Below are 14063 nucleotides of genomic sequence, written 5' to 3'. Positions count from 1 at the left end.
GACGGCGCCTGACACGTGTTCTAGTTTTAGGACCCATGACCACCAACCGCACCGCCGTCGTCGTCGGCGCCGCCTCGGGTATCGGCTGGGCCAGCGCCCAGGCGCTCGCGGCCGACGGCTACCGCGTCGTCCTGGCCGACCGCAACGGCGACGGCGCCCGCGAGCGCGCCGCCGCCCTCGGTGAACCCCACACGTCGGCGGCCGCCGACGTCACCGACGAAGATTCGGTGAAACGCCTGTTCGACCAGACCGGCCCGCTCGACGCGGTGGTGAACTGCGCCGGGTTCAGCAACGTCGGCCTGATCGTGGACATGCCGGTCGACCAGTTCCGCGAGGTCATCGACGTCTGCCTGACCGGCGGCTTCGTCGTCGCCAAGCACGCCGGGCGCGTCCTGCGCGAAGGCGGTGCGCTGGTGCAGATCTCGTCGCTCAACGGCCGTCAGGCCGCGTCCGGGATGAGCGCCTACTGCGCGGCGAAGGCCGGCCTGTCGATGCTCACCCAGGTGGCGGCACTGGAGATGGCGCCGCGGGGCGTCCGCGTCAACGCCGTCGCACCCGGTTTCGTGCACACCCCGCTGACCGATCCGGCGGCCAGCATTCCCGGCGTGGTCGAGGAGTACCTGGAGAACACCCCGCTCGGCCGGGCCGGAAAACCTGAGGACGTCGCCGCCGCGGTGGCCTTCCTGTGTTCACCGGCCGCCTCCTGGATGACCGGTGAGGTCATCGATCTCAACGGCGGGGCCCACCTCAAGCGGTACCCCGACATCCTGGGCCACGTGATGAAGCTCATGGAGGCGTAGTGACGAGCGCTCGCGCGAGGAACCGTGATCCAGTGCATTTCGCGGGCAAACAGGCGATCGTCACCGGCGCCGGCTCGGGCATCGGCGCCGCACTGTGCCGGGCGCTGGCCGCGGCGGGTGCCGACGTGGTGTGCACCGACATCGACGCCGACGCCGCCGAGGCGACCGCGCGCGGACTCGGCGCCCGGTGGGCGAAGCTCGACGTGACCGACGCCGCCGCCGTCCAGCAGACCGTCGACGACGTGGTGGCCCGCGCCGGCTGCCTCCACCTGATGGTCAACAACGCCGGCATCTCCTGGGGCGGTGACACCGAACTGCTCACGCTCGACCAGTGGAACGCGATCATCGACATCAACATCCGGGGCGTTGTGCACGGCGTCGCCGCGGCCTACCCGCAGATGATCAGCCAGGGCCACGGCCACATCGTCAACACGGCCTCGATGGCGGGCCTGACCGCGGCGGGCCTGGTCACCAGCTACGTGATGACCAAACATGCCGTCGTCGGTCTGTCGCTGGCGCTGCGCTCGGAAGCCGTCGCGCACGGCGTGGGCGTGCTCACGGTCTGTCCCGGCGCCGTCGAGACCCCGATCCTCGACAAGGGCGCCATCGGCGGCTTCGTCGGCCGCAACTACTACCTGGGCACCAAGGGCATGTCGACGGCATACGACGCCGACCGGCTGGCCTGCGACACCCTGCGCGCCGTCACGCGTGACAAGGCGATCCTGGTCAAACCCCGACAAGCCCACGCCGCTTGGCTTTTCGCACGGCTGGCCCCCGGACTGATGCAGCGCATGTCCGCCCGGTTCGTCGCCGAACAGCGGGCTGGGCAGCGGGCGGTCGAGGCGGGATAGGGCTGCGGTGTCGACGGAAGACGAGCGTGTGCCCGGCGGCATCGACGCAGGCCTGACCCAGACCCAGAAACGCGCGCTCGCGGTCGTCACCCTCCTGGCAGTGGCGTTCGGGGCCTACTTCCTGCGCGGTTTCTTCATCCTGATCGTCGTGGCCGCCGTCGCCGCCTACCTGTTCACCCCGCTCTACGAACGCCTGCGGCGGCGGCTGGGAACCGGCCTGGCGGCGACGTTGACGCTGTTTGCGGCCATCCTCACGGTGATCGTCCCCGTCAGCCTCGTGGTGTTCCTGGCGATCATCGAGATCACCCAGATGGTCAACACGGTCAGCCAGTGGATGTCGACGACGGACGTCAGCACCCTTGGTGACCGCGCCCTCGAGGTGGTCAACAAGCTCGCCGCGAAAGTGCCCTACCTCGACATCCACGTCACCCCCGACACGCTGCGCAGCGGTGTGGTCACCGTCTCCCAGCGCGTCGGCGAGTGGCTGCTCGCCGTGTTGCAGGGCGCGCTGGGCGGTGTGATCGGTGCGGTCGCGGCGACGATCATCTTCCTGTACGTCTTCCTGTCCCTGCTCACCAAACGGGAGCGGATACGCACGCTGATCCGTCAGCTCAACCCGCTGGGCGAAGAAATCACCGATCTGTACTTGGAGAAGACCGGCGCGATGGTGCGCGGCACGGTCTCGGGTCAGTTCGTCATCGCGGTGGTTCAGGGTGTCTTAGGCGCGATCTCGATCTACATCGCCGGCTTCCACGAGGGGATCTTCTTCTTCGCCGTCATCTTGAGCGCGCTGTCGGTGATCCCGCTCGGCAGCGGCGTGGCGACCATTCCGTTCGGCATCGGGATGGCGCTGTTCGGGAACGTGATCGGCGGCGTCTTCGTCGTGCTGTTCCACCTCATCGTGATCACCAACATCGACAACTTCCTGCGGCCGATCCTGGTGCCGAAGGCCGCGCGCCTCGACCCGGCGCTGATGCTGCTCGCCGTGTTCTCGGGAATCGCGATGTTCGGCTTCTGGGGCATCGTGCTTGGCCCGGTGCTGATGATCATCATCGTCACCACCATCAGCGTGTATCTGGCTGTCTACAAGGGTGTTCCGCTCGACCCGCCTGAGGACGACGAGTCCGGGCCGCCGCGCGCACTGCGGTGGTGGCGTCGGGTGCGTGACCGGGTGCCGCGGGGCAAGAAGACGGCGGCATGACACCGGTGGTCAGTGCAGCCGGTCCAACCACTCGAGGATCATCGTGGTCTCCGCGCTCGACAGTGCGCTCGGCGGTGCCGACTCGATCGCGGCCTCGAGCGCGACGGCCAGGGCGCCGATCCCGCCGCCGCCCTCATCGGCGACGTCGGTGGTGATCGCCGACAGCAGCGCCTCCCGGACGGCGGTGGACAGCTCCGGATCGCGCTCATCCGGCCGGGTCGCGATCAGGGTGAGCGTCACCCCGCGGCATGCCGCGTGCACCATCTCGGCGGCGCGCTCGACCTCGACACGCAGCCGACCCGCCGCCGCGATGCGCTGAATCAGCTTGCGCAGGATTGCATTACCCTCCGACACCCCGCCGGGTTCCGCCTCTGGGCGGGGGTCCCCGTAGAGGACGGTGTAGACGTGCGGACACGTCAGCCCGAACTCGACGTGCAGATCCCACCCGCCCCGCAGATCCTCGACAGGATCGTCGTCGTGGGGACGGCTGCGCTTGCGGTCCAGATAGTCGGCCATCCCCCGACTGGCGGCCGCGTCCACCAGATGCCGCATGTCACCGAAGTGGCGATAGATGGTGGGCGCCTGGACGCCGGCGGCCGCGCTGACCGCGCGGGTGGACACGGCGTCGCGGCCGTCGTCGACCAGCAGCTCGACCGCCGCACGCAGGATGCGTTCGCGCGGGTCGAGCTCTGACTGTGCCATCGGTGATCCGTCGTCTGGAGATACGTTGCGTACTGCGGTGCGCACCACGCTAACCGACGGCTCTCCGGCGGCCGTCACACGATCCCGCCGTTGGCGAACACCGTCTGCCCGTTGATCCAGTGACCTTCTGCGCGGCATAGCGTCGAGATGGTGCCGGCGATGTCGGTGGGTCGCCCCAGCCGCTGCAGGGGTGTGCGCTCGACAAACGCCTCGATCTGCTGCGGGGTCTTGCCGTCGGTGAACAATGTGGTGTCCACGACGCCCGGAGCGACCGCGTTGATCGAGACCTGCCTACCGGCTAGCTCTTTGGCGAGGATCGCGGCGTACATGTCCTGGGCGGACTTCGTTGCGGCGTAGGGGCCGTAGGTCGGGCTTCGCAGCTGGGTGATGCTCGACGACAGCGTGATGATGCGCTCGCCGTTGCGGATCCGCCGCGACGCCTCGCGCAGTGTGTTGAAACTGCCCTTGATGTTGACCGCGAACATCCGGTCGAAGTCCGCATCCGTCATCTGGGCGAATGGGGCGAGCCGCATGATGCCGGCATTGGCCACGACGACGTCGAGGCCACCGAAGGTGCGCTCGTGTTCGTCGAAGAGGCGCGCCACCGCCACGGGGTCGCTTACGTCGGCCTGCACCCAGATGGCCCGGCCGCCGGCGCGTTCGATGTCGCGTACGACATCGGCGGCCAGATCCCGGTTCACGACGCAGTTGACCGTGACCGCGTAGCCGTCGCCCGCCAGCCTGCGCGCGGTGGCCGCCCCGATGCCGCGCGAGGAACCGGTGATCAACGCCGACATCCCATTCCCTCGCACTTCCTCCCCGCCGGCGGCCGCCGCGATACCGGCCACGCCGGCGGCTCCGGCACCTACGGCGGCGGTGGCGGCCAACATTGACCGTCTGCTCAGCCGGCGCGGTGGCTGCCCCTCGATGGTGTCCATCTTCCGCCTCGCCGCTCAGTCGCCGGTGGAGAAGTTGTCCGGGCAGGAGATGTCGACGAGCACAATGCCGGTTCCCAAGCCCCGCACCTGTTCGACCGAGCACCGGGACAGCGGACCGCTGGCGGCTCCGTTGATCCGCACCGTGTAGCCCTGTGCCCGGAGTTCTCGGACAGTGTCGGCCACTGACGACCCGCCAGTGGGCGCCGCGGACGCCACCCCGGCGAAGCCGACCCCGGATGCCGCCAACGCTGCTGCGGCGGCACACCCTCGCATGATCTGACCTGGAAGGTTCATGACAACTCCTTGATTATCGTTGATAACGGATGGTGATAGCGGCGATATTATCACCATTAATGCTTAGCCGCTAGCGTCGATAATCAGAAGGGGTGGCGGCAGCACGAATCGACCCCCGCGGATCGGAAAGGCCTGCTGGTGGTCGCTACGCCGGAGACAACCGCTCGGTGAGGAATTCGACGACGCGTTTGCGTGCCGCGTAGGCGGGGTGGCCGTCGACCTCACGGATCTGGTCGGTCAGCACCGAGTGAGCGAGCGGCGAGATTCCGTGCGGATTGCCCTTGCCCGAGTCGATCTCGATCACCTCGAAGGCATCGCCCAACCGCTTCTTGAGCGTGCCGAACCGCTCCCCCGGCGACATCCAGTCCTGGCTGAAGCGCAAGCCCAGCGCACACAACCCGTCGTCGGCGGCGCGCTGCTCGATGATCTGCAGTTCACGTTCGGACAGGCCCGGATCGCGTTTGTGCTTCGGCGTCAGCGGCAACGGCAGCGACGGCTGGCTGAGCACGGGCGCCAGCACGCTCTCGTCGACGGCGGCCGCCAGCGCGAAGCCGCCGGTGAAGCACTGTCCGATCACGCCGACACCTTTGCCCGGGGTGCGCGCGTTGAGGTCGCGCGCCAGCGCCCGCAGATAGTGCGCCACCGGGCGGTCGGCATTGGTCGCGAACGCGGCGAACTCCTTCGACACGCAGCCTTTGAGCAGGACGGGCGCCATTCCGGGCCGCATCCCCGGCGCGCCCGGTGTGCCGAACAGCGACGGCGCCGCGACCGTGAACCCGTTGTCGACGAGGTGATTGCCCAAGGCCAGCACATGCGGATGCAGCCCGGGCATCTCCGGGATGAGCACCACACCGGGGCCGTCGCCCTTGCGGTACACGTCGTGGGTGTAGCCGGCCGCGGAGAACGGTTCCGCTGTCCAGCCACTGAGGTCTGCTTCCGGAGCCGCCTGCGGTTCGGTCATGTGCGTCGGTCCCCTCCCTGGCTACCTCGCGGCGAGTGGCTGCTGCTTCTGCGTCGCGGCCGCCAGTGTGCGGAACTCATCCGCGCTGCCGGCCCCGGTGATCGCGATCTGGGCGGGCCCCGGCAGACGGGTCGTCCACACCGGCTCGACCCCCTCACCGCCCTGATAGACCACCCAGTTCACACCGTCCACGTCCTGCGCGCCCGCCGGCACGAGGCCGGGGGTGATGGACTCGACGAGCTTGTCCTCGTCGGCGTTGCTCTGGGTCAGGCTCAGATAGTGCCCGCTGGGCGCCAGGTAGCCGACTCGCGACACCACCGCCCGCATCGTCTGCCCGGTGCGCGGATCGTGCGCCCCCGCCTCGATGCCCGACCGGCCGCCGGAGTTGGACTGCCAGTCCTCGGGCAGCGCGGGCAGCCGGATCGGGACCTTCAGCGCATCCGCGTCGGCCTGCAGCGCGCGCGCCGCGTCGTAGGCCGGGGCCGGCCCCTCACCCGGGCCGCGGCCCTGGAACGAACACATCCCGAGCAGACCCGCCAGCACGATGCACGCCACCACCAGCGGGGCGATGGACCAGAACATGTCGCGGCCGTCATTCAACAGCCGGGGCTTGGCTTCGCGCGGCGCGGGGCCGATCGCGTCCGGCGCGGAGGGCTCCGGCTGCCTGGGGTCGGCGGTCATGACGCCAGTATCCCAGCTCCCCGACAGTGATCAGCTTCTGGGACAATCTCCCCATGCCGGATCGCCGCAGAGAAGCCCCCGACCGTAACCTCGCCCTCGAGCTCGTCCGCGTCACCGAGGCCGGTGCCATGGCGGCGGGCCGCTGGGTAGGGCGCGGCGACAAGGAAGGCGGCGACGGAGCGGCCGTCGACGCCATGCGTGAGCTGGTCAATTCGGTGTCCATGCGCGGCGTCGTGGTGATCGGCGAGGGCGAGAAGGACAACGCGCCGATGCTCTACAACGGCGAAGAGGTCGGCAATGGCGACGGGCCGGACTGCGACTTCGCCGTCGACCCGGTCGACGGCACCACACTGATGAGCAAGGGCATGCCCAACGCCATCTCGGTGCTCGCGGTCGCCGAGCGCGGGGCGATGTTCGACCCGTCGGCGGTGTTCTACATGAACAAGATCGCTGTCGGGCCCGACGCCGTCGACGTCATCGACATCACCGCGCCGATCGGGGAGAACGTCCGCGCGGTCGCGAAGGTCAAGGGGTTGTCGGTCCGCGACGTCACGGTCTGCATTCTCGACCGGCCGCGTCACGAGCAGCTGATCGCCGATGTGCGGGCCGCCGGCGCCCGCATCCGGCTGATCTCCGACGGCGACGTCGCGGGTGCGATCTCCGCGTGCCGCCCCAACTCGGGCACCGACATGCTGGCCGGTATCGGCGGCACGCCAGAGGGCATCATCACCGCCGCCGCCATCCGCTGTATGGGCGGCGCCATCCACGCAAAGCTGGCACCGACGGACGACGCGGAACGCCAGAAGGCGATCGACGCCGGCCACGACATCGACCGCGTGCTCACGACCGAGGACCTGGTGTCCGGGGAGAACGTGTTCTTCTGCGCGACCGGCGTCACCGACGGCGACCTGCTGCAGGGTGTGCGCTACGTCGGCGGCGGGTGCACCACCCAGTCGATCGTGATGCGGTCGAAGTCGGGCACCGTCCGCATGATCGAGGCCTACCACCGCCTGTCCAAGCTCAACGAGTACTCCGCTGTCGACTTCATCGGTGACAGCACCGCCGCCTATCCCCTGCCGTAACCGCCGACCCAAAGGGACACCACACACAATGGCCGACACCGACGTCGAGTACCGCATCGAGCACGACACCATGGGCGAGGTCCGGGTGCCCAAGGATGCGCTCTGGCGCGCCCAGACGCAGCGGGCCGTGGAGAACTTCCCGATCTCGGGACGCGGCCTGGAGCGCACCCAGATCCGGGCGCTCGGTCTGCTCAAAGGCGCTTGCGCACAGGTGAACAAAGACCTGGGGTTGCTCGCACCGGAGAAGGCGGACGCGATCATCGCCGCGGCCGCCGAGATCGCTGACGGGCGCCACGACGACCAGTTCCCGATCGACGTGTTCCAGACCGGCTCGGGGACGAGCTCGAATATGAACACCAACGAGGTGATCGCGAGCATCGCGGCACGCAACGGCGTGACCGTGCACCCCAACGACGACGTGAACATGTCGCAGAGCTCCAACGACACGTTCCCGACGGCCACCCACATCGCGGCCACCGAAGCCGCTGTGCGCCACCTGATTCCGGCGCTCGAGGTGCTGCACGAGTCGCTGGCCGGCAAGGCCCGTCAGTGGCGCACCGTGGTGAAGTCCGGCCGCACACATCTGATGGACGCGGTGCCGGTGACCCTCGGCCAGGAGTTCGGCGGCTACGCCCGCCAGGTCGAAGCCGGTATCGAGCGGGTGCGGGCGACGCTGCCGCGCCTGGGTGAACTCGCCATCGGCGGCACCGCGGTCGGCACCGGCCTGAATGCCCCGGAGGGCTTCGGCGCGAAGGTCGTCGATGTGCTCGTCGACCAGACCGGTATCGCCGAATTGCGCACGGCCGTCGACTCGTTCGAGGCGCAGGCCGCCCGCGACGCGCTGGTCGAGGCCTCAGGTGCGCTGCGCACGATCGCGGTGTCACTGACCAAGATCGCCAACGACGTCCGCTGGATGGGGTCGGGTCCGCTGACGGGCCTGGCCGAGATCCAGCTGCCGGACCTGCAGCCGGGCAGTTCGATCATGCCGGGCAAAGTCAACCCGGTGCTCCCGGAGGCCGTCACGCAGGTGGCGGCCCAGGTGGTCGGCAACGACGCGGCGATCGCGTGGGGTGGTGCGGCGGGGGCCTTCGAGCTCAACGTGTACATCCCGATGATGGCCCGCAATCTGCTCGAGTCGTTCAAGCTGCTGACCAATTCGTCGCGGTTGTTCGCCGAGCGTTGCATCGACGGGCTGGTCGCCAACGAGGAGCGAATGCGCGAACAGGCCGAGTCGTCGCCCTCGATCGTGACGCCACTGAACTCGGCGATCGGTTACGAGGAGGCCGCCAAGGTCGCCAAGGAAGCGCTCAAGGAGCGCAAGACGATCCGGCAGACCGTGATCGACCGCGGCCTGATCGGCGACAGCCTCTCCGAGGAAGAACTCGACCGTCGCCTCGACGTGCTGGCGATGGCACGGGTCAAGGACGGCGACTAGTCAGACCCGAGTGATTTCGGCGTGCGCAGTCGTGCCGGGCGCGACTGCGCACGCCGAAATCACGGGACTTTGCGGGCGGTGATCGGGCCGGCGCGCAGATCGCGCAGCACGCTGGTCAACGGCCCCCGGTAGGCCAGCACCGGGCTCTCGGTATCGGCGCGGTTCTTGAACCCGTCGCCCATGTCGGCCATGGCTTCCGATGACGTGCGGGCCGGTGCCCAGCCCAGCTCCGACTGCGCGCGGGCGGTGTCCAGCAGCGGCACGGTGAACGCCATGTCCAACCAGCCCTCGTCGATCGGCTGCAGTCGCGCCCGCCACGACAGCGCCACCGCGGGCCGCAGCATGCTCGACGGCACGTGCACCGGGCGCGCGCCGAGCGCGTCGGCCAGATCGTCGCGGCGCACCGGGGGTTCGGCCATCAGGTTGAACGGTCCGGCGGCACGCCGCTCGACGGTCCGCGCGATGGCGTCCGCGACGTCGTCGGCGTGGATGATCGGCACGACGAGGCGGCGGTCCAACGGCAGCACCGGCAGGAACCGCAGCCAGCTGGGCTCGACGAAGGCCGGCAGGGTGTAGCGGCGCAGCCCCCCGGCGGCGCTGCGCTGCATGATGAAGCCGGGCCTCATCCGCGCGATCGTGACGCCGTCGGAGTGGCTGTGCTCGTAGTCGTCGAGCAACGACTCCGCCGCCGATTTCGCGCGGCTGTAGGCCGAGGTGGGGATGCCCGCGGTCGACCAGGTCTCGTCGACGTACTGCCCGTAGCGGCCCGCGGCGTAGGTGCCCACCGACGACATGTGCACCAGCTGGCCCACGCCGGCGACATCCGCCGCGCGCAGCACCGCACGGGTTCCACCGACCCCGACGGCGTCGAGATACCGCACATTGCGGGTCGGCTGGAAGCCCCACGCGAGGTGGATGACACTGTCCGCGTCGCCCATGACGGACTGCAGCCGGGTGGTGGCGTCGTGGTCGGCCAGGTCGAGCTGACGCCACTGAGCGGACCGGTAGATCCCGGTGGCGGGCGGTTGGCGGCGCGTCACCCCGGTGACGGTGTAACCGCCCGCCTCGGCGAGCCGGTGCAGCAGTGCCGTTCCGACGTTGCCGCTGGCTCCGGTGATCACGACGCGTGTGGACATACCGGCTCAGGTACCCGGGCCTGACCCGTTGAACCCCCGCGATTTCGGCGTGGTGGGTCGCGCCCAGCGCGACCGCGCACGCCGAAATCACTCGCTCACGGGAGGGCGTCGGGGGTGATCTCCTCGAGCATCTCGGTGACCAGCGCGGCGATCGGCGAGCGTTCGCTGCGCTGCAGCGTGATGTGCGCGAACAGCGGGTGGCCCTTGAGCTTCTCGATGACGGCCGCGACACCGTCGTGTCGGCCGACCCGCAGGTTGTCGCGCTGGGCGACGTCGTGGGTGAGCACCACCCGTGAGCCCGCGCCCAGCCGGGACAGCACGGTCAGCAGGACGTTGCGCTCCAGCGACTGGGCCTCGTCGACGATCACGAATGAATCGTGCAGCGAGCGGCCGCGAATGTGGGTGAGCGGCAACACTTCCAGCATTCCGCGCGCGAGCACCTCTTCGAGTACGGCCGGGCTGGCCAACCCTTCGAGGGTGTCGAAGACGGCCTGTGCCCACGGCCCCATCTTGTCGCTCTCGCTGCCAGGCAGGTAGCCCAGATCCTGTCCGCCCACGGCGTAGAGCGGCCGGAACACCACGACTTTGCGCTGGGTGCGCCGTTCGAGCACCGCCTCCAGACCCGCGCACAGCGCCAGCGCCGACTTCCCGGTACCCGCCTTACCCCCGAGCGAGACGATTCCGACGGATTCGTCGAGCAGCAGATCCAGCGCCATCCGTTGTTCGGCCGACCTTCCCCGGAGGCCGAACACTTCGCGGTCACCACGGACCAGCTGCACCCGCTTGGCGGCGTTGACCCGGCCGAGCGCATGCGAGTTGCCGCCGAGCAGACGAACACCCGTGTGGCAGGGCAGATCTCGCGCGTCCGCCAGGTCGATCTCACCGTCGGCGAACAGCGCGTCCACCTCGTCGGCCGTCACGTCGATCTCGCCCATACCGGTCCAACCGGAGACCACGACGTCCTGCGCGTGGTATTCGTCGGCCACCAGACCCACCGCGCCGGCCTTCACGCGCAGCGGGATGTCCTTGCTGACCAGCGTGACACGTTTCCCCTCGGCGGCGAGATTGGCTGCGACCGTGAGGATCCTGGCGTCATTGGAGTCGTTGCGGAACCCTGCGGGCAACACCGACGGATCACTGTGGTTCAGCTCGACGTGCAGGGTACCGCCTTCGGCCCCAACGGGAATGGGCTGATCGAGGCGACCGTGTTCGAGCCGGAGGTCGTCGAACAGACGCAACGCCTGCCGGGCGAACCAGCCAAGTTCATGGTGGTGCCGTTTGGCTTCCAATTCACTGATGACCACCAGCGGGACGACCACCTCGTGTTCGGCGAACCGGGTGGCTGCCCAGGGATCGGACAGCAGCACGGAGGTGTCGAGCACGTAGGTCCGGATAGGCGAATCGGTCACGGAGCGCTCCTGCTATCCGCGGGTCCCCCGCGAACCAGTCGGCGGACACTGCGGCACCGGGGCCGGGGCCGGCCCCTTCGTGATCGAAACGATCGGGTACCGCCCGGACAGCAGAGCAATTCGCTAGCCATCGAAAGCGACGCTACTCCCGCCGACGGGGGTGCGCCGCGCAGACGCGCCGGTGTTCGGCGCGCGCCACGTTAAGCGTTCGTGAACTCCCGGAGAGCGGGTTCGTCGGCCACATTCCACGCGGCGAGCCGGTCGGTGATGACCGCCCGCAACTGTTCCTGGCCGAAGATGCCGTGCTCGGCCATCGCCGCGATCTTGTCCTGGTACGCGTCGATGTCGCCGCCCACCACGCCGAGCTCGGCGGCGCGCTGTGCGATCGCCGCGACGGTCTCGTCGCGGTGAGTGTCCAGACAGTGCGCCACCAGGTTCGAAAAGAACACCTCGTGGCGCTCCTCGTCGGTGGCGATGCGGCCGATCAGCGCCTTGAGCACCGGTTCGTCGATCTGCGCCTCGAGGTTGCGGCAGAACACCGCGTGGGACCCCTCGAAGAACGCCATGAACACCAGCGTCTCGATCTGGCTGAAGCGGTCGGCGCGGTAACCCTTCATGACGTGTTCGACGCGCACGTCCTCGTTGGCGGCCGGGTCCACCTCACGGGTGACGACGAGGTAGTTGCGCAGCGCGACGGCGTGCAGGTGTTCCTCGGCGGTCCAGCGGCCGATCCACCGGCCCCACTTCTCCTCGAGGATGAAGTGCTCGACGAGCTCGCGGTGGTACCCGGCGAGGTTGTCCTTGGTGATGAGCAGGATCTCGAGCGCGTCGGTGACGGGCTTGGGCAAGGTGACCTGCGAGGGATCCCAGTCGCGCCCACCGAGGAACGCGAAGTTCTCGCCCTGGTCGAACGGCACGTAGTCGTGTGCGAACCAGAGGTCCTCGGAGTCGAGATGGCGCCGCAGTTCGTCTTTGACGACCGGCTCCAGCTCGAGGGTCAGCGCATTAGGAACAGGTTTCTGTGCCATGCGGTTACATTAACCCAACTCTGTGGAAATCGTAAAACCCGGCGCGCCGCCTACAGCGTCAGGCCGGGGTACAGCGGGTTGGCCGCCAGCATCTCGGCCGAGGCGGCGTGGATCCGCTCGGCGGTGCCGTCGGCCAGGGTGTACTTGGCCTTCGACGGTCCGGACGAGGCCTGGGTCGGTTGGGTGTTGTTCAGCACGTCGACGACCAACTCCGCCACCCGGTCGAACTCCGCGGCGCCGAAGCCCCGCGTCGTGAGCGCGGGCGTGCCGAACCGGATGCCGCTGGTGTACCAGGCGCCGTTCGGGTCGGCGGGGATCGAGTTGCGGTTGGTGACGACGCCGGCGTCCAGCAGGGCGGACTCGGCTTGGCGGCCGGTGAGCCCGAAGCTCGTCACGTCGAGCAGCACGATGTGGTTGTCGGTGCCCCCGGTGACGAGGCGGGCGCCGCGCTTGAGGAAACCCTCCGCGAGCGATTTGGCGTTGTCGGCGACGCGCTGGGCGTAGGCCTGGAACGACGGCTGGCGCGCCTCGGCGAGTGCGACGGCCTTGGCGGCCATGACGTGGGACAGCGGTCCGCCCAACACCATCGGGCAGCCCTTGTCGACGGCGTCGGAGTACTCCGGCTGGGCCAGCACGAGGCCGCCACGCGGACCGCGCAGCGATTTGTGCGTGGTCGTGGTGGTGACGTGGGCGAACGGCACCGGGTTCTCATCGCCGGTGAAGACCTTGCCGGCGACCAGGCCGGCGAAGTGCGCCATGTCGACCATCAGCGTGGCGCCGACCTCGTCGGCGATCTCACGCAGCTTGGCGAAGTTCACCCGACGCGGGTAGGCGGAGTAACCGCCGACGAGGATCAGCGGTTTGAACTCACGCGCGGCGGCGGCCAGCTTGTCGTAGTCGAGCAGCCCGGTCTCCGGATCGGTGCCGTAGCTGCGCTGGTGGAACATCTTGCCGCTGATGTTGGGCCGGAAACCGTGCGTGAGGTGGCCGCCGGCGTCGAGCGACATGCCGAGCAGCCGCTGGTTGCCGAGCTTGTTGCGCAGGCTCTCCCAGTCGGCCTCGGAGAGGTCGTTGACGTGTTTGGCGCCGAGTTCGGCCAGGCCGGGCGCCTCGACGCGGGTGGCCAGGATGGCCCAGAAGGCGACCAGGTTGGCGTCGATGCCGGAGTGCGGCTGGGCGTACGCGTAGGGGGCGCCGAACAGCTCGCGGGCGTGCTCGGCGGCAACGCTCTCGACGACGTCGACGTTCTGGCAACCCGCGTAGAACCGGTGGCCGATGGTGCCCTCGGCGTACTTGTCACTCAGCCATGTGCCCATGGTCAGCAGCACCGCCGGCGAGGCGTAATTCTCGCTCGCGATCAGCTTGAGCGAATCCCTTTGGTCGGCAAGCTCTTTGCGGGTCGCGGCCGCGATCCGTGGCTCGACCGACTCGATGACCTGCAGCGCGGCCTGATAGGCGGCGCTCGCGGTGTCGGCGTACTCGGCGCCGGGAGCGGCGGACGACGCGGTCACAGGGTCTGCAGTCATGCTGTCGAGGGTAATACCC

The 14063-nt window shown here is 69.0% G+C and carries 14 protein-coding genes; 5 read left to right on the top strand and 9 right to left on the bottom strand.

Annotated elements, in window-relative coordinates; translation table 11 throughout:
* The first annotated feature begins 35 nt into the window (after positions 1–35).
* From I7X18_RS07395 to I7X18_RS07385, 3 genes are read left to right on the top strand one after another with little or no spacing between them, the layout of a single operon-like run.
* A complete protein-coding gene (locus tag I7X18_RS07395) occupies positions 36–800 on the top strand; it encodes an SDR family NAD(P)-dependent oxidoreductase (RefSeq protein ID WP_193047729.1) in 765 nt (254 codons plus the stop codon).
* Between the two features lie 32 nt (positions 801–832).
* On the top strand, positions 833–1651 hold the full coding sequence (locus tag I7X18_RS07390; protein WP_193047730.1) for an SDR family NAD(P)-dependent oxidoreductase: 819 nt from the start codon (positions 833–835) through the stop codon (positions 1649–1651).
* A 40-nt stretch (positions 1652–1691) separates the two neighbouring features.
* On the top strand, positions 1692–2852 hold the full coding sequence (locus I7X18_RS07385) for an AI-2E family transporter (RefSeq protein ID WP_193047918.1): 1161 nt from the start codon (positions 1692–1694) through the stop codon (positions 2850–2852).
* A 9-nt stretch (positions 2853–2861) separates the two neighbouring features.
* On the opposite strand, the gene I7X18_RS07380 is transcribed toward I7X18_RS07385, so the two are convergent.
* From I7X18_RS07380 to I7X18_RS07360, 5 genes are all read right to left on the bottom strand, one after another.
* Entirely contained in the window at positions 2862–3554 is a 693-nt protein-coding gene (locus I7X18_RS07380) for a TetR/AcrR family transcriptional regulator (protein ID WP_193047731.1), read from the bottom strand.
* A 74-nt stretch (positions 3555–3628) separates the two neighbouring features.
* A complete protein-coding gene (locus I7X18_RS07375; protein ID WP_193047732.1) occupies positions 3629–4492 on the bottom strand; it encodes an SDR family oxidoreductase in 864 nt (287 codons plus the stop codon).
* Between the two features lie 15 nt (positions 4493–4507).
* The gene (locus tag I7X18_RS07370; protein WP_193047733.1) at positions 4508–4786 is read right to left on the bottom strand and encodes a hypothetical protein; all 279 of its coding nucleotides are present in this window, start codon (positions 4784–4786) and stop codon (positions 4508–4510) included.
* A 145-nt stretch (positions 4787–4931) separates the two neighbouring features.
* A complete protein-coding gene (locus I7X18_RS07365; protein ID WP_193047734.1) occupies positions 4932–5747 on the bottom strand; it encodes a dienelactone hydrolase family protein in 816 nt (271 codons plus the stop codon).
* A gap of 21 nt (positions 5748–5768) precedes the next feature.
* The gene (locus I7X18_RS07360; RefSeq protein ID WP_193047735.1) at positions 5769–6428 is read right to left on the bottom strand and encodes a DUF4245 domain-containing protein; all 660 of its coding nucleotides are present in this window, start codon (positions 6426–6428) and stop codon (positions 5769–5771) included.
* Between the two features lie 53 nt (positions 6429–6481).
* Here I7X18_RS07360 and glpX point away from each other — a divergent pair, with 53 nt between their 5' ends.
* The gene (gene glpX, locus I7X18_RS07355; protein ID WP_193047736.1) at positions 6482–7510 is read left to right on the top strand and encodes a class II fructose-bisphosphatase; all 1029 of its coding nucleotides are present in this window, start codon (positions 6482–6484) and stop codon (positions 7508–7510) included.
* 28 nt (positions 7511–7538) lie between these two features.
* Positions 7539–8945, top strand: a complete 1407-nt coding sequence (locus I7X18_RS07350; RefSeq protein ID WP_193047737.1) for a class II fumarate hydratase — start codon at positions 7539–7541, stop codon at positions 8943–8945.
* 59 nt (positions 8946–9004) lie between these two features.
* Here I7X18_RS07350 and I7X18_RS07345 read toward each other — a convergent pair whose 3' ends face one another.
* From I7X18_RS07345 to I7X18_RS07330, 4 genes are all read right to left on the bottom strand, one after another.
* The gene (locus I7X18_RS07345; RefSeq protein ID WP_193047738.1) at positions 9005–10081 is read right to left on the bottom strand and encodes an NAD-dependent epimerase/dehydratase family protein; all 1077 of its coding nucleotides are present in this window, start codon (positions 10079–10081) and stop codon (positions 9005–9007) included.
* Positions 10082–10176: 95 nt separating this feature from the next.
* Entirely contained in the window at positions 10177–11490 is a 1314-nt protein-coding gene (locus I7X18_RS07340; RefSeq protein ID WP_193047739.1) for an RNA 5'-3' helicase PhoH2, read from the bottom strand.
* Between the two features lie 200 nt (positions 11491–11690).
* Positions 11691–12518 (bottom strand): acyl-ACP desaturase, encoded by an 828-nt coding sequence (locus I7X18_RS07335; protein WP_193047740.1) that lies wholly within the window; start codon positions 12516–12518, stop codon positions 11691–11693.
* 50 nt (positions 12519–12568) lie between these two features.
* Entirely contained in the window at positions 12569–14044 is a 1476-nt protein-coding gene (locus tag I7X18_RS07330) for a glycine hydroxymethyltransferase (RefSeq protein WP_193047741.1), read from the bottom strand.
* Positions 14045–14063 lie beyond the last annotated feature (19 nt).

The organism is Mycolicibacterium baixiangningiae (assembly GCF_016313185.1).
Taxonomy (GTDB): Bacteria; Actinomycetota; Actinomycetes; order Mycobacteriales; family Mycobacteriaceae; genus Mycobacterium; species Mycobacterium baixiangningiae.
The sequence above is the reverse complement of the archived record's forward strand: the minus strand, read 5'-3'. Positions and strand labels throughout refer to the sequence as shown.